Below are 16,488 nucleotides of genomic sequence, written 5' to 3'. Positions count from 1 at the left end.
TAAATAAATACGCACAAAATATGCCATTGAAGGCATAAATTTATTTCGAGGTAATTTATTATTTTGCCACTGAATGACCGTGCTTCGTCAAATTACTCAATGGTCATGTATTATTTAGGATATGAATTGAATTTATGGGTTATACGGCTATAAATAGATTTTTTACGCGATTTTTATAAATTAGAGCGCAAATTTATTTTGTTGGTGAATGAGTTTAGTCTTTCTTAATTCAGGTTTGAGAATAAATCATGAATAATAAACGAGAAAAATAAATGCCCTGATAGTCAGGGCATTTATTTGCATTCAATTAATGGTTTGAGAACCAGTTCAGCTTATCGCGAAGGCCTACCACACGACCAACAATAATTAACGCTGGGCTTTCAACCTGTTGCGCCAACTCTCCTAGCTGAGTCAGCTCGCCATTGACGACACGCTGTTTCACGGAGGTACCGTTTTCTACCAGGGCGACGGGCATATCGGGCTGCATGCCAAATTCGATCAATTTTTCCTGAATCGTGGCCGCCTGGTTCAGCCCCATGTAGAACACCAGCGTTTGTTTCTCTGCTGCCAGGTTTTCCCAGTCCAGCTCACCGCCGGTTTTCAGGTGTCCGGTAACCAGACGCACGCTCTGAGCGTAATCACGATGGGTCAGTGGAATGCCGGAATAGGCAGAACAACCGGAGGCTGCGGTAATACCCGGCACTACAGAGAATGGGATACCGGCATGGCACAGCGTTTCCAGCTCTTCGCCACCGCGGCCAAAGATGAACGGGTCGCCACCTTTCAGTCGTACCACGCGCTTGCCCTGTTGTGCTTCACGCAGCAGGATCTGGTTGATCTCTTCCTGCGGTACGCAGTGATAGCCCGCACGTTTACCGACGAACACTCGGTCTGCATCGCGGCGTACAAGGTTCATGATGTCGTCGGAAACCAGACGGTCATAGACCACGACATCCGCTTGCTGGATCTGCTGTAGCCCTTTCAGCGTCAGCAGGCCGGCATCGCCAGGGCCGGCGCCAACCAGCACCACTTCACCACGGTGATCCAGCGGTTCGCTGAGCATTTGCTCAGTGGTTTCCTCGACGGCTTTCAGGTCATTGTTCGCCAACGACTGCGCCAGGCGGTCATTCACGAACAATTTTTCCCAGAAGCGGCGACGTTCACCCATGCTGCCAAACTGTTGCTTCACTCGGGAACGCAACTTGCCGGCATACTGCGCGACCTGGCCCAGATGCTGAGGCAGTACGGATTCAAGCCTTTCACGCAGCAGACGGGCAAGCACTGGCGATGTCCCGCCGGAGGAGACCGCCACCATCAGCGGTGAGCGGTCGATAATGGAGGGCATGATAAAACTGGCTGCTTTTGGCGCATCGACCACGTTGCAGAAGATACGACGTGATTCTGCGGCGGTGCTGACGCTTTGATTGACGGCATCGTCATCGGTGGCGGCAATAGCCAACCAGCAGGTGTCGAGCAGGGACTCATCGAACGGCCCCTCAACCAGCGTCAGCATGTTTTCATCTGCCCATACTTTGAACTGCGGAATAAACGCCAGCGCATTAACCGTTAAACGGGCGCCCGCTTCCAGCAGTAACCGCGCTTTGCGTTCTGCGACATCACCACCGCCGACGATCAAGCAGTCGCGGTCACGTAGTTGACAAAATATAGGCAAATGATCCACGACATTACCCCTTAATTATTGGCAGCAGCCTCTGGCTGATTGATTTTTGCCGGAGCCGGACGCTCCGATTTTGGCGTAGCATACCAATAACCCAATCCCATGAATACGACACCGGACAAAGTATTACCGAGTGTCACCCACAGCAGGTTATGACCAATTCCTGACAGGGTATAGGCTTCGCTGTGGTGGCCGAACCAGGAGAGGGCAAACAGCGTCATGTTGGCAACGGAGTGCTCGTAGCCGGAAGCGATAAACGCCAGCAGACACCACCAGATAGCGAGGAATTTTGCCGCGCCTTCGGTACGGATTGCCATCCAGATTGCCAGACAAACCAACCAGTTACACAGTGCGCCTTTAAAGAACAAAACCATTGCAGGCGCGGTCGTTTTCGCCAGAGCAACCGAATGGACGATGCTGGTATCGACCGGCAGCAGGCTACCGCCACCCCAGCTGTAAAGCAGGGCGACAAACACGGAACCGACCAGGTTACCCAGCCATGTTTTTGGCAGGATTGCCCACATCTGACCGTGGCTGATGGTGCCTGCTTTGACGCCGAGTGTCAGAAACATGGTGTGACCGGTAAACAGTTCCGAACCGGCAATAATGACCAGCGTTAAGGCGATACCAAAGGTTGCACCCATCACCAGAGGACGAACGGACGGGTCGAGCAGATTACCGAGGGTGAAAATAAGAATGATGCCGAGACCCACATAGGCTCCCGCCATTGCCGAACTGATCCAGAATCCAAGCGGGTTATTAGCCGACAGGCGTGCGATGCGCGCAGCGTTAGCCGCACACTTATTAATAGTGTCTGTGAACATGTGTTGATTATCCTTGAAGTACAAACAATAAAAAGAAATCGTAACCGTAGGCCGGACAAGGCATTTATGCCGCCATCCGGCAATGTGCCTGTGCAATTGCCTGATGGCGCTACGCTTATCAGGCCTACCATTAAAAGACCTACAAATACGTCAAAAAAGGGGAGGCGTTGCGCCTCCCAAAATTAATTAACCGCGCAGTTGCACCGTGCCGTCTTTCACTCGCGCTTCGTAATGTTTCACGGAGAACTGTTCGTCTTCCATGCACAGACCGTCGCTTAAGCGAAAACGCTGTTTTTTCAGCGGGCTAGCAACCCACAATTCGCCCTGATGTTCAGCAATCAGCCCACGAGAAAGCACGCTGGACTCAAAGAACGGGTCGATGTTGCTGATCGCAAACACCTGGTCGCTGTGATACGGGCGGAAAATCGCAACCTGCTCGTTACCTAACAGGGCGCAGACGCCTGTTGCAGGCAGAATGTCATCGATTTTGCAGATGTTTTTCCACTGGCTCATGCGTTTTCCTCCACCAGAGTCACCGGGATACGCTCATAAGGCGTGGCCGGACGATGTTGTTCACGTTCAGGCACAACCTGGACATTCGGATCGCGTTTTTCGCTGTTGATAAAGTGTTTGAAGCGAACCTGCGCGGATGGGGTGTTAACGGTTTCTGTCCACTCACACACCACAGCTTCACGCAGACGGGCCATCTCTTCTTCAAGATGTTGGTTCAGGCCCAACTTGTCGTCGATGATGACGGACTTCAGATACTCGATACCGCCTTCCAGATTGTCTAACCACGGTGCGGTACGGGTCAGTTTGTCGGCAGTACGGATGTAGAACATCATGAAACGGTCAAGGTACTTGAGCAGCGTTTCGCGATCGATATCCGCTGCCAGCAGGTCTGCATGACGAGGTTTCATCCCGCCGTTACCGCAAACGTACAGGTTCCAGCCTTTCTCAGTGGCGATGATACCCACGTCTTTACCCTGAGCTTCCGCACATTCACGGGTACAGCCGGAGACGCCGAATTTCATTTTGTGCGGGGTACGAATGCCTTTGTAGCGATTTTCCAGCTCCACGCCGAAGCCCACGCTATCGCCGACGCCGTAACGGCACCAGGTGCTGCCTACGCAGGTTTTTGCCATACGCAGCGCTTTGGCATACGCGTGACCGGTTTCAAAACCGGCTTCAATCAGCTGACGCCAGATTTCCGGCAGGTCATCTTTCTGCGCGCCGAACAGGCCGATACGCTGAGAACCGGTAATTTTGGTGTACAGGTTAAATTCACGCGCGATACGGCCCACAGCTACCAGGCCTTCAGGGGTAATTTCGCCACCCGCAGAGCGCGGGATCACGGAATAAGTACCGTCTTTCTGGATGTTCGCCAGGAAGTTGTCGTTGGTGTCCTGCAACGGCGTGTGCTGCGGTTTGAGGATGTACTCATTCCAGCAGGAAGCCAGCAGGGAACCTACGGTAGGTTTACACACTTCGCAGCCGTAACCTTTCCCGTGTTTTGCCAGCAGCTCTTCGAAGGTTTTGATGCCTTCTACGCGGATGAGATGGAACAGTTCCTGACGTGAGTACGGGAAGTGTTCACACAGGTTGTTGTTAACTTCGATACCCTGTTTCGCCAGTTCGGCGTTCAGGACCTGCGTTACCAGCGGGATACACCCGCCGCAGCCGGTACCGGCTTTGGTTTCCGCTTTCAGCGCCGCAACGGTATGGCAGCCCTTGTTGATAGCGGCAACCAGCATGCCTTTGGTGACGTCAAAACAGGAGCAAATCTGCGCGCTGTCCGGCAGTTTATCGACACCGATAGACGGCTTACCGCTGCCTGCGTGTGCTGGCAGAATCAGTGAATCCGGGTTTTCCGGCAGTTCGATGGCGTTCAGCACCAGTTGCAGCAGATTGCCGTAATCGCTGGTGTCGCCCACCAGAACCGCGCCGAGCAGGGTTTTGTTATCTTCGCTAACGATCAGGCGTTTGTAGACTTCTTTGCTTTCGTCGAGATAGACGTAGCTACGTGCGCCCGGCGTGCGCGCATGCGCGTCGCCAATACCGCCGACGTCAACGCCGAGCAGCTTCAGCTTGGCGCTCAGGTCTGCGCCTTCAAAGGCGTTTTCAGTTTCGAGAATATGGTCAACGGCAACCTGCGCCATTTTATAGCCTGGAGCGACCAGACCATACACGCGGTTGTTCCAGCTGGCGCATTCGCCGATGGCATAGATGTCCGGGTCAGATGTCTGGCAAGTGTCGTTAATGACGATCCCGCCGCGTGGCGCGACGTCCAGGCCGCACTGGGTGGCCAGTTTGTCGCGTGGACGAATACCGGTAGAGAAGACGATGAAATCGACTTCCAGTTCGCTACCGTCGGCAAAACGCATGGTTTTGCGCGCTTCGGTGCCTTCCTGAACGATCTCTTTGGTGTTTTTGCTGGTGTGCACACGCACGCCCATGCTTTCAATTTTGCGACGTAACTGCTCGCCACCCATATGATCCAGCTGTTCAGCCATCAGCATTGGGGCGAATTCAATCACGTGGGTTTCAACGCCGAGGCTTTTCAGCGCACCGGCGGCTTCCAGGCCCAGTAGACCACCGCCGACAACAGCACCGCGTTTGCTGCGGCGCGCGCAAGACTCAATCGCGTTGAGGTCTTCGATGGTGCGGTAAACGAAGCAGTCCTGGGTTTCCGAACCTTTAATCGGTGGGATCCACGGGTAAGAGCCCGTCGCCATGATCAGCTTATCGTAGTAAACCGTACGACCTGCGCTGGAGTGGATTACCTTCTCCTGGCGGTTAATGGTAATTGCGCGCTCGCCCACTAACACCTTAACGCCGTGCTTCTCGTAGAATCCTTCACGCACCAGAGAAAGCTCTTCGGCGGTGTGGTGGGAGAAGTAGGAAGACAGGTGTACGCGGTCGTACGCTTTGCGGGGTTCTTCACAGAAGACGGTAATATCAAAATTGGCAGCGTCGGATTTATCAAGAAGATCCTCAATAAAGCGATGGCCGACCATACCATTACCGATAATAGCGAGTCTGACTTTGCTCATTTTTGCCTCGATTTCTTTTCTATTACTGCCTACCTTAACGATTCAGCAACCGCGCTTATTGATGCAAATCAAATTCGCCCTTATATACTCCTTAAGAGGTATATAACTGATTTGTCAGCATTTTTATAAGTGACGGAATTATTTGGGTTTTCGTGTTTGTATAAATAGCGTACAAATTAAGGGGTTTTTGTAAGAATTGGCCTACATGACCAGTGAAAGAAGAGGAGGGCGAGAATGTGCCGGATGATGTGGGTACCATCCGGCAGTGAGATTAATGCGTTGCTGGGGCGTTATGCTGGCGATGGCGCGTGACAAACCCAAGAATAAAGCACATCACGAATACAACCGCATACAAGCCGTTAGCTGTTTGCAATGCCGCCTGCGGGCCGCTGTGTGCCACGATAGGGCCGGTGACGACGAAAGTGAGCATGGTGCCGATGGTGCCGCAGGTCAGAACGAAGTTAACCAGTTTGGGTGAGGCGACCTTAGTCTGCTGGGAGCCAAGGGTAATGATGGTGGTATAAATCGCACTGGAGAAGAAGCCCAGCGTCATAATAAACCACGGCATATGCTCTGGCGTACCGGTGATAAACAGATACATCAGGACGGTAGCCAGACCCGCCAGTACGGTCAGGATACGCTGCAAATCGAAGAAACGCAGAATAAAGCTAAATGCCCACATGCCAACCATGTAAGACATCCAGAAGTCGCTGACCAGTTTACCCGCATCGTTCAGGCTCATGCCCAGACTTTTGGCGTACTCCGGGACCCAGGAGATAAAACCCAACTGACCGAGGATGTAGCACAGCGCGGCGATCGCCAGAAACAGCACGCCAATCCCCCATTTTTCTTTTACTACCGGCGCGTCTGACTGCTGAGCGTGTTTACCCAGTGCCGGGAATTCACAACCGAAGGTCAGCAGGAAAATGGCGACGTATACGAGGCCGATGCAGGCATAGACCCAATACCATTCGATGCTGCGCGCTAACAGGAACGCGGCAACCATCGGGAAAATCATGCCGGCCATGCTGAAGAAGGAGTCAGTAAACAGCAGGCGGGAACCGCGCTGGCGACCTTCGTACATTTGAGTTACCAGGAACGTACCAATCGACATGGTAATACCGCTCACCAGGCCCAAAACAAACATGGCGGCGGAGAACAAGGCCAGGCTATGGCTGAACATCAGTCCGGCAACGGCCAGTACCATCAGGATAAAGCCGAAGCGCAACTGGGTTTTCAGTGGCACGATTTCCATTAACCATGCATTCAGAAAGATAGAGATCAGAATGCCGGCATTCAGGAAGGTGAAGGTGTTACTCATGCTGGAAACGGGCAAATGGAAGTAATCTGCGATGTTTCCCATCACCATCCCGGTGACAATTACCAACGCACCTGTCAGGGCGTAGGAGAGAAAGCTAATCCATGTGAGCTTGATGCGATTGCTGTTAGTCATGACTGGCCTGTATAGAAGTGTAAGGCGCATTGACTGCGCCGTGAGCGGGCAGATTTTAGGCGCTTTAGTGACGCATTTAAATATTTATTGGTAATAACTTGGCGCGTTACATTTTTCTATGTGATCTTGATCACATTGATACTTGCAGCCATGAGGTTACATTTGTTTCAGGTACGTAAAATTAAGTAAAGGGATGGCCTTGTCCTTGAAGGCTCTTTAGAATCAATTCACTTGCTTCATTTCTGCTCTTGTTAAGGAATTCTCATGCTCAAATCGACTCTGGCGGCTGTTGCAGCTGTTCTCGCTCTTTCTGCTCTCTCCCCCGCAGCACTGGCAGCAAAAGGTGATCCACATGTTCTGCTGACAACCTCTGCTGGTAACATTGAGCTGGAGCTGAACAGTCAGAAAGCCCCGGTTTCAGTGCAAAACTTTGTCGATTATGTCAACAGTGGTTTCTATAACAACACCACGTTCCACCGTGTGATCCCAGGCTTCATGGTGCAGGGCGGCGGTTTTACCGAGCAGATGCAGCAGAAGAAACCTAACCCGCCAATCAAGAATGAAGCCGATAACGGACTGCGTAACACTCGCGGCACGATTGCTATGGCGCGTACAGCGGATAAAGACAGCGCGACCAGCCAGTTCTTTATCAACATTGCAGATAACGCTTTCCTCGATCACGGCCAGCGCGACTTTGGCTACGCTGTTTTCGGTAAAGTTGTGAAAGGTATGGATGTCGCGGATAAGATCTCTCAGGTACAGACCCATGATGTCGGTCCATACCAGAATGTCCCGTCAAAACCGATTGTTATCCTTTCTGCTAAAGTCCTGCCGTAATCGTATCTTGCGCGGGTAGTTCTTGCCCGCGTTCCCCCCTCTCTCTGCGTAACCCGAAATTGCTGCTTATACTTGTGGCAAGTGTCGGCTCATTCAGGGAGGTCACGTGAAAAAACTCACCGATAAACAAAAGTCCAGGCTGTGGGAACAACGGCGAAACACCAATTTCCAGGCCAGCCGACGGCTGGAAGGCGTAGATATTCCACGGGTTACTCTGAGTGCTGAAGACGCCCAGGCGCGTCTTGAAGAGCTGAGGAGGCACTATGAGCGATAAATTCGGTGATGGTCGCGACCCGTATTTATATCCGGGCCTGAATGTCATGCGTAACCGTCTGGGGATTCATCAGGCGCAGCGTTTAGCGCAGGCGGCTTATGAACTGACAGCGCTGCGTGCGGCGACTATCGAATTGGGGCCGCTTAAACGGGGCTTACCGCACCTGTGCGCCATTCATCGCCAGCTGTATCGGGATATTTTTGACTGGGCGGGACACCTGCGTGAAGTCGATATTTACCAGGGCGATACTCGCTTTTGCCACTTCGCCTATATCGAGAAAGAGGGCAATGCGCTGATGCAGGACCTGGAAGATGAGTCCTGGCTGGTGGGATTACCGGAAGACAAGTTTGTCGATCGTCTTGCGCACTATTATTGCGAAATCAATGTGCTGCATCCGTTTCGCATTGGCAGTGGCCTGGCGCAGCGTATTTTCTTCGAACAGTTAGCGATTCATGCCGGGTATATGCTGAGCTGGGATGGCATTCCGGTTGAGGAGTGGAATCAGGCTAATCAGAGCGGGGCGATGGGTGACCTGTCTGCACTGCGGGCGATATTTCGTAAAGTGGTAAGCGAAGCCCCGGAAACTGAGTAGAATAGCGCGGTTCTTATGTACCGGAGCCGCCATGATCCTGCTTATTGATAACTATGATTCTTTTACCTGGAACCTGTACCAATACTTCTGCGAACTGGGCGCTGATGTCCTTGTCCGGCGCAACGACGAGCTGACGCTGGCGCAAATCGACGCGCTGAACCCGCAAAAAATCGTGATTTCCCCTGGGCCATGCACGCCGGATGACGCCGGTATCTCACTGGACGTTATTCGTCATTTCGCCGGTAAGCTTCCCTTGTTGGGTGTTTGTCTTGGCCACCAGGCGATGGCGCAGGCCTTTGGCGCGAGCGTAGTTCGGGCGGCTAAAGTGATGCACGGTAAAACCTCGCCGATTACCCATACCGGGCAGGGTGTTTTTCAGGGACTCGCTAACCCATTAACGGTGACGCGCTACCACTCTCTGGTGGTTGCCCCTGAGACGCTTCCCGAGTGCTTTGAGGTAACAGCCTGGAGTGAAACGCAGGAGATTATGGGCATTCGTCACCGCGAGTGGGATATGGAAGGGGTACAGTTTCACCCGGAGAGTATTCTCAGCGAACAGGGGCATCAGCTGCTGGCTAATTTTCTCAATCGCTGATTTGTAGTTGCTATTCAGTGATTTTTTATTCATATTTTGTGATTATAATTTCACTGGCGTTTCTGCTTAACAGGGTGGTAATGACATGGCAACTGAACAAACTGCAATTACGCGCGCGACATTCGATGAAGTGATTCTGCCGATTTATGCACCGGCTGAGTTTATCCCGGTAAAAGGAAAAGGGAGTCGAGTGTGGGATCAACAGGGCAAAGAGTATGTTGATTTCGCGGGCGGCATTGCAGTGACCGCGTTAGGGCATTGCCATCCGGCATTGGTTGAGGCGTTAAAAACCCAGGGCGAAACCCTGTGGCATACCAGCAACGTTTTTACCAACGAACCGGCGTTGCGCTTAGGCCGTAAAATCATTGATGCGACCTTTGCCGAGCGCGTGCTGTTCATGAACTCCGGTACTGAAGCCAACGAAACCGCCTTTAAGCTGGCGCGCCACTATGCCTGCGTGCGTCATAGCCCGTTCAAAACCAAAATTATTGCCTTCCATAATGCGTTTCACGGCCGTTCGCTGTTTACCGTATCCGTTGGTGGGCAGCCGAAATACTCCGACGGCTTTGGGCCAAAACCGGCGGATATCATCCATGTCCCGTTTAACGATCTGCATGCGGTCAAAGCGGTGATGGACGATCATACCTGCGCGGTGGTGGTTGAGCCTATTCAGGGAGAGGGCGGCGTCACTGCGGCAACGCCGGAATTCCTGCAAGGTTTGCGTGAACTTTGTGACCAGCACCAGGCGCTGTTGGTATTTGATGAAGTGCAGAGCGGGATGGGGCGTACCGGCGATTTGTTTGCCTATATGCACTACGGCGTGACGCCGGATATCCTCACCAGCGCGAAGGCGCTCGGTGGCGGCTTCCCGGTAAGCGCGGTGTTGACCACTCAGGAGATTGCCTCCGCGTTCCACGTGGGTTCGCACGGCTCCACCTACGGCGGTAACCCGCTGGCCTGCGCGGTAGCGGGGGCAGCGTTTGATATCATCAACACGCCGGAGGTGCTGGGAGGCATTCAGGCCCGGCGTCAGGCGTTTGTCCAGCATTTGCACAAGATTGATCAACAGTTCGACATTTTCAGCGATATTCGCGGGATGGGGCTGCTGATTGGCGCCGAGCTGAAGCCGCAGTTTAAAGGCCGGGCGCGCGATTTCCTCTATGCCGCCGCACACGAAGGGGTGATGGTGCTGAACGCCGGGCCGGACGTGATGCGTTTCGCGCCGTCGCTGGTGGTGGAGCAGGCGGATATCGATGAAGGGATGCAGCGTTTCGCGCAGGCGGTAGCGAAGGTGGTGGGCTGATTGCCGGATGGCGGCGCGCGCGCCTTATCCGGCCTACAGGGTAAGGTGTGATTCGTTGGCCGGATAAGCGTAGCGCATCCGGCAAATCTCTTAACCCTTCATGTCCCGTAGTCGGCGGCTCAGCCAGATCCCGTGGTGCGGTCGCTGACGCCATGCTACCGACGAAATGGTATGCATGGTGTTCAGATGCCCAAGAACCCGCTGCAGATGCTGCTCAAGGGTGCTTAACGGACCATGGGACAGCATCTCTGGCGCTTCGAGAATATTCACATCTCCCGAGCTTCCCGGCCCATCATATTCCAGCCGCTGCTGACAGCGCTGGAGTGCAATTTCACAGGACTCCAGATACCGCTGCGCCAAATCCGGCGTCAGCATCGTATGTTCCCTTGCCAGCGTGGTCATCGCGTTGATGTGTTCAACGATGAACTGGCTGTGCGTGACCCACAGTTTCATATCTGCAAGGTAGTGCGAGTTAAATCCTGGCTCCTGCATTGCCTGGTTCAGCGAGTTGAACAGCGTGTTTTGCGTCTGGTTGACGCGCATGCGTTGATACGCCAGCGGCGTGGCCTGTGGATCGTTGCTGAGGATCAGACGAATGGCCTCCTGGTCGGCTTCTAGCGCATCGTGGGCGTTCTTACGCAGCAGACCGCTCTGCCACTGTGGCCACAGCCAGAGCGTGCCGCCAAAGGCGATTAAGCAGCCAATCACCGTATCGACAAACCGCGGCACGATAAACTCTTCCCCGTTCAGCGTCAGCAGTTGCAGGGTGTATACCGCCGTTACCGTAAAACCGACGGTAGCCCAGCCGTAGTTTTTACGGATGATCAGATAACTCACCAGAGTGATCAGCAGCATGGCCGCCAGCGTGAAACCTTCGGGAATATGAAAGTGCAACGTGACGCCGGCAATAACCAGTCCAACGAGCGTACCTACGGAACGGTGTAAGATGCGCACCCGGGTCGCCCCGTAGCCATTTTGCGTAACAAACAGGACTGTCATCAAAATCCAGTAAGGCTTTGGCAGGTGTAAGGCGCTGCCCATCAGGCTGGCGATACTCAACATAACGCTGATGCGTCCGGCATTGCGCAGCGCTGGGGATTTCAACGACAGGTAGTTTTTCAGGGCAGGGATCAGCGGCAACCGACGCTGCTTGTCAGCCATTAAGTCACGGGCATACAGCGGGCGCTGGGTCCGTAGCACGCGGGCAATACGGCTGAAGTGCCAGTAGCAAAATTGCCCCACCGGATTGTCCGGATGCTGCCTGGCGATTTTCTCCAGCGTGCCAATCTGCTTTTCCATCGAGAAACGGGTCGGCAAGCGGTGATACAAAATATCATCGGCCAGTACCCGAAGGCGTTCGGCGACGGTTCGCGCGTTCCAGCGAATTACCTGCTCCGCGTGGCTACGCTCAACCAGTTTTTGCACTTCTTCTGGCTGGTGGAGGCTAACGGAAATATGCTCCTGTAAATCCAGCGCCTCCTGAAAGGCACGCAGCAGGCGTTTGTATTCGTTGTTGTGATGTGCCGACAGCATATGCATTTGCTGATAGCACTGAGTAATCAGATCCACCGCCTTTTGTTGGCGAACCAGCAGGGGAGGCAGCGCTTTTTCTGGGTCGGCATGCTGGGTCAGCATGCTGTACTTGGCTTCACAGTAATCGGCTAATTCACGGTACAGCAAGCTGAGCGATTCGCGGAGCGGTTGCTCGCGCCACATCCAGAACCAGAACCAGTTGAACAGGCCATACCATAACGTGCCCAGCGCGTAGATCAGCAGCGGCTCCCAGACGGGCATATTCCCGGCCAGGCTGAGCGTGAAAATCGCCGCGATAAGCGAGGCTGGCAGTAATCGCGCATGCAAGGGGCTTAGCTCGGCGGTTACGCCAAGAATGAGCGTCAGGCCGGTGAGGATCAATGGTAGCGGTATAGTTTGCGCAAGCAGTAGCTGCATGATCAAGCTGCACCCGGCAAACAGCGATGCACCAATGACTAAGCGTTTGAAAAAGCGCTTGTGCGGGGTATCAAGACCGGCAATGTTGCAGCAGGCAGGGACGAGGGAAAAGAGAAGCCCCAAATGAAGCTGACCGATGATCAGACCAACAGCCACAGGTAAACATAGCACCAGCGTTTGTCGTAGTGCGTAGTTGATCTCTGGGTGGTATATCAGTCTTCGCCACATCGGAGTAAACAAAAGTGGCGCATTACTGGGTAACGCGCCACTTCGATGGGGTTAACGCGTGCCGTAGACGACGATGGTCTTACCGTGTGCGGAGATCAGGTTCTGATCTTCCAGCATCTTCAGAATACGACCGACGGTCTCACGGGAGCAGCCAACGATCTGGCCGATTTCCTGACGGGTGATTTTAATCTGCATGCCGTCCGGGTGGGTCATCGCATCAGGCTGTTTCGCCAGATTCAGCAGAGTCTGCGCGATACGACCGGTTACGTCGAGGAAGGCAAGGTTGCCCACTTTTTCAGACGTGACCTGCAGACGACGAGCCATCTGAGAAGACAGGCGCATCAGAATATCCGGGTTGACCTGGATTAATTGGCGAAATTTTTTGTAGGAAATTTCAGCGACTTCACATGCGGTTTTGGCACGTACCCAGGCGCTACGTTCCTGACCTTCTTCGAAGAGGCCTAATTCACCAATAAAATCGCCCTGATTCAGATAAGAAAGGATCATTTCTTTCCCTTCTTCATCTTTGATCAGCACTGCCACGGAGCCTTTAACGATGTAATACAACGTTTCCGCTTTTTCACCCTGGTGAATCAGCGTGCTCTTCGATGGGTACTTATGAATATGGCAATGAGACAAGAACCATTCGAGAGTCGGGTCTGTTTGCGGTTTGCCAAGCACCATGCGCGGTTATCCTCTGTTATAAGCTGTCTCCAGAGCCAGAAAACGACGCTGCCTCTGGGTTTGCAAAAATATGCTTCCCGCTACCTGGGAAAGGGGCTGTCAAAAATATACTGCAGCCTGTAATGTGATGTCCTCTGCATACATGCAGTACGTCAATGTATTACTGTAGCATCCCGTCTGTTTTAGCATAGCTTTCGCCGTGTGTCTCCTGGTGTCTCGCTTCAGCATGACGCAGGTCGCCTTCCGTTGCGAGAATTGTTATGTGCGCGTAATCTGTCAGGAAAATTGAAACATTGGAGTTACGAAATATGCAAGCGCGTGTAAAGTGGGTTGAGGGGTTAACCTTCCTCGGTGAGTCCGCCTCTGGCCACCAAATTTTGATGGACGGTAACTCCGGTGATAAAGCGCCGAGCCCGATGGAAATGGTATTAATGGCTGCTGGCGGTTGTAGCGCAATTGATGTGGTATCGATCCTGCAAAAGGGTCGTCAGGATGTGACCAACTGTGAAGTGAAGCTGACTTCAGAGCGTCGTGATGAAGCGCCGCGCCTGTTTACCCACATCAACCTGCATTTCATCGTAACGGGTAACGATCTGAAAGATGCGTCTGTCTCCCGCGCCGTCGATCTTTCCGCGGAAAAATACTGCTCCGTGGCGTTGATGCTGGAAAAGGCAGTGAATATTACCCATTCCTATGAAGTGGTTGCTGCTGCGTGATGCCATGCCTGATGGCGTTACACTTATCAGGCCTACAGGATATAAACGCGTAGGCCGGATAAGGCATCAACCACCATCCGGCAAAAGACTACATCACTCGATCTTCTTACCTTCCATCAGTCGCTGTACCAGCGGCAGCATAATCAATTCCATCGCCAGACCCATCTTGCCGCCAGGTACGACTAACGTATTGATATGGGAAATGAATGAGCCCTGCAGCATGGCCAGTAACCAGGGATAATCGATCCCTTCCAGGTTACGAAAATGAATCACGACAAAGCTTTCATCCAGTGATGGAATGCTCTTAGCGGCAAAGGGGTTGGAGGTATCGACGGTCGGTACGCGCTGGAAGTTAATATGCGTCCGGGAAAACTGCGGCGTGATGTAATTGATGTAATCGTCCATTGAACGTACCACCGAGTCCATCACCGCTTCACGCGAATGTCCACGCTCGCTGGTATCGCGGGTCAGCTTCTGGATCCATTCCAGGTTTACGATCGGCACCACGCCAACCAGCAGATCGACATGCCGGGCCACGTTTTGCTGTGGGGTGACGACACCGCCGTGCAGCCCTTCGTAGAACAGTACATCCGTCGGTTCAGGCAGCGGCTGCCAGGGCGTGAATGTCCCCGGAACCTGGTTCCACGGTACGGCCTCATCGTAAGTGTGCAGATATTTTCGCGACTGGCCTTTGCCCGTCTGACCGTATTCGATGAAAGTTTGTTCCAGCAGACCGAAGTCATTCGCTTCGGGGCCAAAATAGCTGATATGCCGCCCGGCATCGCGCGCTTTGCGAATCGCCATGTCCATTTCCGGACGGGTATAGCGATGAAAACTGTCACCTTCCACCTCGGCGGCGCGCAGATTTAACTGCGCGAAAATTTTACGAAACGCGAGGCTGGTGGTGGTGGTCCCCGCGCCGCTGGATCCTGTTACCGCAATCACCGGATGTTTGGCAGACATAACAACTCCATGAAATGGTTGTAATTATAGTAAAGTCGGCCGGCGGCTACGGATTACTCGTGAATCTGCTTCCTCGGCATAATGTTGACCGTTTCATGCAGTTCAGACCACACCAGCACGGCTTCACCTGATTGTAGTTGGCGTTTGACGTCGGCGACTTTTTGTTCGAGCGAGCGTTCATGTTCACCATAATCGGTGCCTTCGCGCAAGACAAAGCTTTCAATCAAATTGTCCAGCGCGTCCGGGGAGATATCTTGCCAGGGGATAATCATGATGATGCCTCCAGATACGTTGTCAGCCAGTCCGGGATTCTTGATTCCAGCCACATCACAGGACGGCGCACCGTGCCACCTATAAATCCGACGTGGCCGCCGTGTTCAGTAAGCTGGTACTCCACCTGTGAGGGCAGATTTTCCGGTTTCGGGATCACATGATGATCCATAAACGGATCGTCTTTCGCATGGATAATCAGCGTTGGTTTGGCGATCCGATTGAGCAACGGCATGGCGCTGCACTGGCGGTAATAGTCTATAGCATCGGCGAAACCGTGAATTTTGGCGGTGATTAGATCGTCAAAATCGCGAATGCGGCGCAAAGATTTCAACTGGGCCAGACTCACCGGCAGCGAACCTGGATAAGCTTCAAGCTTCCGTGAGGCATTGGCTTTCAACAGATTGAGCAGGTAGCGCTGGTAGACCCGGGAGAAGCCCTTGTCCATATGGTAACTACAGGCTTCCAGCACGAAAGGCGCAGAAACGATAACCGCCGCATCTATCGGAATATCGTTGCCTTCTTTTGCCAGCAGGCAAGCCAGCATATTTCCACCGAGTGAATAACCTACCGCCGCGGTCGGTACGCGACCGAACTCACGCTCCAGCCAGTGTAAAAACCAGGTGCCATCTTCTGTTTCACCGGAGTGATAAATACGGTTCAGACGATTGGGTTCGCCGCTGCAACCGCGAAAATGCATTACCACGCCCAGCCAGCCGCGCTTTTGTGCTGCTTCAATCAGGCCATGTGCGTAGGGGCTGTTCAGACTGCCTTCCAGACCGTGAAAAACCACCAGGCGCGGTTTGTGTTTCGCCTGTTGCGGATCTTCGCTCCACGCCAGATCGACGAAATCACCGTCGGGCAATTCCAGACGCTGCCAGTGGGCGTCGAACTTCACCTTGCGGCGAATTAAACGCGGCAGCATCGTCTGCAGATGGCGGTTACTGATACCGCGCATCGGGCGGAATTCTCGCGAATCGTCGGTAGGTGGGGTCATTTCTGTGGACGTGATTTCAACCATAACACCGGAGCAATTAATAATCGGAAAGAATAACTATACCGCGCACA

Annotated in this window: 15 protein-coding genes and 1 pseudogene; 6 read left to right on the top strand and 10 right to left on the bottom strand. The window is 53.3% G+C overall.

The window, feature by feature from the left end:
* Window positions 1-307 precede the first annotated feature (307 nt).
* The 5 genes from cysG to tsgA all read right to left on the bottom strand — a co-directional run bounded on the left by cysG (window position 308) and on the right by tsgA (window position 7,008).
* On the bottom strand, window positions 308-1,681 hold the full coding sequence (gene cysG / locus OGX97_RS12840; RefSeq protein WP_235126396.1) for a siroheme synthase CysG: 1,374 nt from the start codon (window positions 1,679-1,681) through the stop codon (window positions 308-310).
* Between the two features lie 11 nt (window positions 1,682-1,692).
* Window positions 1,693-2,502 carry a nitrite transporter NirC gene (gene nirC / locus OGX97_RS12835; protein ID WP_008786308.1) on the bottom strand — a complete coding sequence of 270 codons (810 nt, stop codon included), beginning with the start codon at window positions 2,500-2,502 and terminating at the stop codon, window positions 1,693-1,695.
* Between the two features lie 186 nt (window positions 2,503-2,688).
* A complete protein-coding gene (gene nirD, locus OGX97_RS12830) occupies window positions 2,689-3,015 on the bottom strand; it encodes a nitrite reductase small subunit NirD (RefSeq protein WP_003023590.1) in 327 nt (108 codons plus the stop codon).
* Complete coding sequence (gene nirB / locus OGX97_RS12825) at window positions 3,012-5,555, bottom strand: NADPH-nitrite reductase large subunit (protein WP_008786307.1); 2,544 nt, start codon at window positions 5,553-5,555, stop codon at window positions 3,012-3,014. Before nirB ends, nirD begins: the two co-directional genes overlap by 4 nt.
* Before the next feature lie 271 nt (window positions 5,556-5,826).
* Window positions 5,827-7,008, bottom strand: coding sequence for an MFS transporter TsgA (gene tsgA / locus OGX97_RS12820; RefSeq protein WP_032945197.1), 1,182 nt, complete (start codon window positions 7,006-7,008; stop codon window positions 5,827-5,829).
* Window positions 7,009-7,272: 264 nt separating this feature from the next.
* Between tsgA and ppiA the strand changes: the two genes are divergently transcribed.
* From ppiA to argD, 5 genes are all read left to right on the top strand, one after another.
* On the top strand, window positions 7,273-7,845 hold the full coding sequence (gene ppiA, locus OGX97_RS12815) for a peptidylprolyl isomerase A (protein WP_003023595.1): 573 nt from the start codon (window positions 7,273-7,275) through the stop codon (window positions 7,843-7,845).
* Window positions 7,846-7,951: 106 nt separating this feature from the next.
* Window positions 7,952-8,119: a YhfG family protein gene (locus OGX97_RS12810; RefSeq protein ID WP_008786305.1), complete on the top strand. Its 168-nt coding sequence runs from the start codon at window positions 7,952-7,954 to the stop codon at window positions 8,117-8,119.
* Window positions 8,109-8,711, top strand: coding sequence for a putative adenosine monophosphate-protein transferase Fic (locus OGX97_RS12805; protein WP_005121664.1), 603 nt, complete (start codon window positions 8,109-8,111; stop codon window positions 8,709-8,711). Before OGX97_RS12810 ends, OGX97_RS12805 begins: the two co-directional genes overlap by 11 nt.
* Window positions 8,712-8,742: 31 nt before the next feature.
* Window positions 8,743-9,306: an aminodeoxychorismate synthase component 2 gene (gene pabA / locus OGX97_RS12800; RefSeq protein WP_048236932.1), complete on the top strand. Its 564-nt coding sequence runs from the start codon at window positions 8,743-8,745 to the stop codon at window positions 9,304-9,306.
* Between the two features lie 85 nt (window positions 9,307-9,391).
* Entirely contained in the window at window positions 9,392-10,609 is a 1,218-nt protein-coding gene (gene argD / locus OGX97_RS12795; protein WP_032945195.1) for a bifunctional acetylornithine/succinyldiaminopimelate transaminase, read from the top strand.
* 90 nt (window positions 10,610-10,699) lie between these two features.
* Here argD and OGX97_RS12790 read toward each other — a convergent pair whose 3' ends face one another.
* Together OGX97_RS12790 and crp are read right to left on the bottom strand one after the other, a co-directional pair.
* Window positions 10,700-12,787 carry a YccS/YhfK family putative transporter gene (locus tag OGX97_RS12790; RefSeq protein ID WP_008786302.1) on the bottom strand — a complete coding sequence of 696 codons (2,088 nt, stop codon included), beginning with the start codon at window positions 12,785-12,787 and terminating at the stop codon, window positions 10,700-10,702.
* Window positions 12,788-12,838: 51 nt separating this feature from the next.
* Window positions 12,839-13,471, bottom strand: a complete 633-nt coding sequence (gene crp / locus OGX97_RS12785; RefSeq protein WP_000242758.1) for a cAMP-activated global transcriptional regulator CRP — start codon at window positions 13,469-13,471, stop codon at window positions 12,839-12,841.
* 308 nt (window positions 13,472-13,779) lie between these two features.
* Between crp and OGX97_RS12780 the strand changes: the two genes are divergently transcribed.
* Window positions 13,780-14,187, top strand: coding sequence for an OsmC family protein (locus OGX97_RS12780; RefSeq protein WP_003827750.1), 408 nt, complete (start codon window positions 13,780-13,782; stop codon window positions 14,185-14,187).
* Between the two features lie 93 nt (window positions 14,188-14,280).
* Here OGX97_RS12780 and OGX97_RS12775 read toward each other — a convergent pair whose 3' ends face one another.
* From OGX97_RS12775 to OGX97_RS12765, 3 genes and pseudogenes are all read right to left on the bottom strand, one after another.
* On the bottom strand, window positions 14,281-15,150 hold the full coding sequence (locus OGX97_RS12775; protein WP_008786301.1) for a phosphoribulokinase: 870 nt from the start codon (window positions 15,148-15,150) through the stop codon (window positions 14,281-14,283).
* Between the two features lie 53 nt (window positions 15,151-15,203).
* The gene (locus OGX97_RS12770) at window positions 15,204-15,422 is read right to left on the bottom strand and encodes a YheU family protein (protein WP_003023615.1); all 219 of its coding nucleotides are present in this window, start codon (window positions 15,420-15,422) and stop codon (window positions 15,204-15,206) included.
* Window positions 15,419-16,487, bottom strand: a pseudogene (locus OGX97_RS12765) (hydrolase). Before OGX97_RS12765 ends, OGX97_RS12770 begins: the two are co-directional and overlap by 4 nt.
* Between the last annotated feature and the right edge of the window lies 1 nt (window position 16,488).

The sequence above is a fragment of the Citrobacter sp. Cpo061 genome (genome assembly GCF_030332845.1).
Taxonomy (GTDB): domain Bacteria; phylum Pseudomonadota; class Gammaproteobacteria; order Enterobacterales; family Enterobacteriaceae; genus Citrobacter; species Citrobacter portucalensis.
Note: the sequence above shows the minus strand (reverse complement) of the source record. Positions and strands in the feature narration are given on the sequence as shown.

Excerpts from the sequence above, each read along its gene's own strand:
- nirC (WP_008786308.1), bottom strand. The coding sequence starts at position 2,502 with ATGTTCACAGACACTATTAATAAGTGTGCGGCTAACGCTGCGCGCATC.
- nirD (WP_003023590.1), bottom strand. The coding sequence starts at position 3,015 with ATGAGCCAGTGGAAAAACATCTGCAAAATCGATGACATTCTGCCTGCA.
- nirB (WP_008786307.1), bottom strand. The coding sequence starts at position 5,555 with ATGAGCAAAGTCAGACTCGCTATTATCGGTAATGGTATGGTCGGCCAT.
- tsgA (WP_032945197.1), bottom strand. The coding sequence starts at position 7,008 with ATGACTAACAGCAATCGCATCAAGCTCACATGGATTAGCTTTCTCTCC.
- ppiA (WP_003023595.1), top strand. The coding sequence starts at position 7,273 with ATGCTCAAATCGACTCTGGCGGCTGTTGCAGCTGTTCTCGCTCTTTCT.
- OGX97_RS12805 (WP_005121664.1), top strand. The coding sequence starts at position 8,109 with ATGAGCGATAAATTCGGTGATGGTCGCGACCCGTATTTATATCCGGGC.
- pabA (WP_048236932.1), top strand. The coding sequence starts at position 8,743 with ATGATCCTGCTTATTGATAACTATGATTCTTTTACCTGGAACCTGTAC.
- argD (WP_032945195.1), top strand. The coding sequence starts at position 9,392 with ATGGCAACTGAACAAACTGCAATTACGCGCGCGACATTCGATGAAGTG.
- OGX97_RS12790 (WP_008786302.1), bottom strand. The coding sequence starts at position 12,787 with ATGTGGCGAAGACTGATATACCACCCAGAGATCAACTACGCACTACGA.
- crp (WP_000242758.1), bottom strand. The coding sequence starts at position 13,471 with ATGGTGCTTGGCAAACCGCAAACAGACCCGACTCTCGAATGGTTCTTG.
- OGX97_RS12780 (WP_003827750.1), top strand. The coding sequence starts at position 13,780 with ATGCAAGCGCGTGTAAAGTGGGTTGAGGGGTTAACCTTCCTCGGTGAG.
- OGX97_RS12775 (WP_008786301.1), bottom strand. The coding sequence starts at position 15,150 with ATGTCTGCCAAACATCCGGTGATTGCGGTAACAGGATCCAGCGGCGCG.
- OGX97_RS12770 (WP_003023615.1), bottom strand. The coding sequence starts at position 15,422 with ATGATTATCCCCTGGCAAGATATCTCCCCGGACGCGCTGGACAATTTG.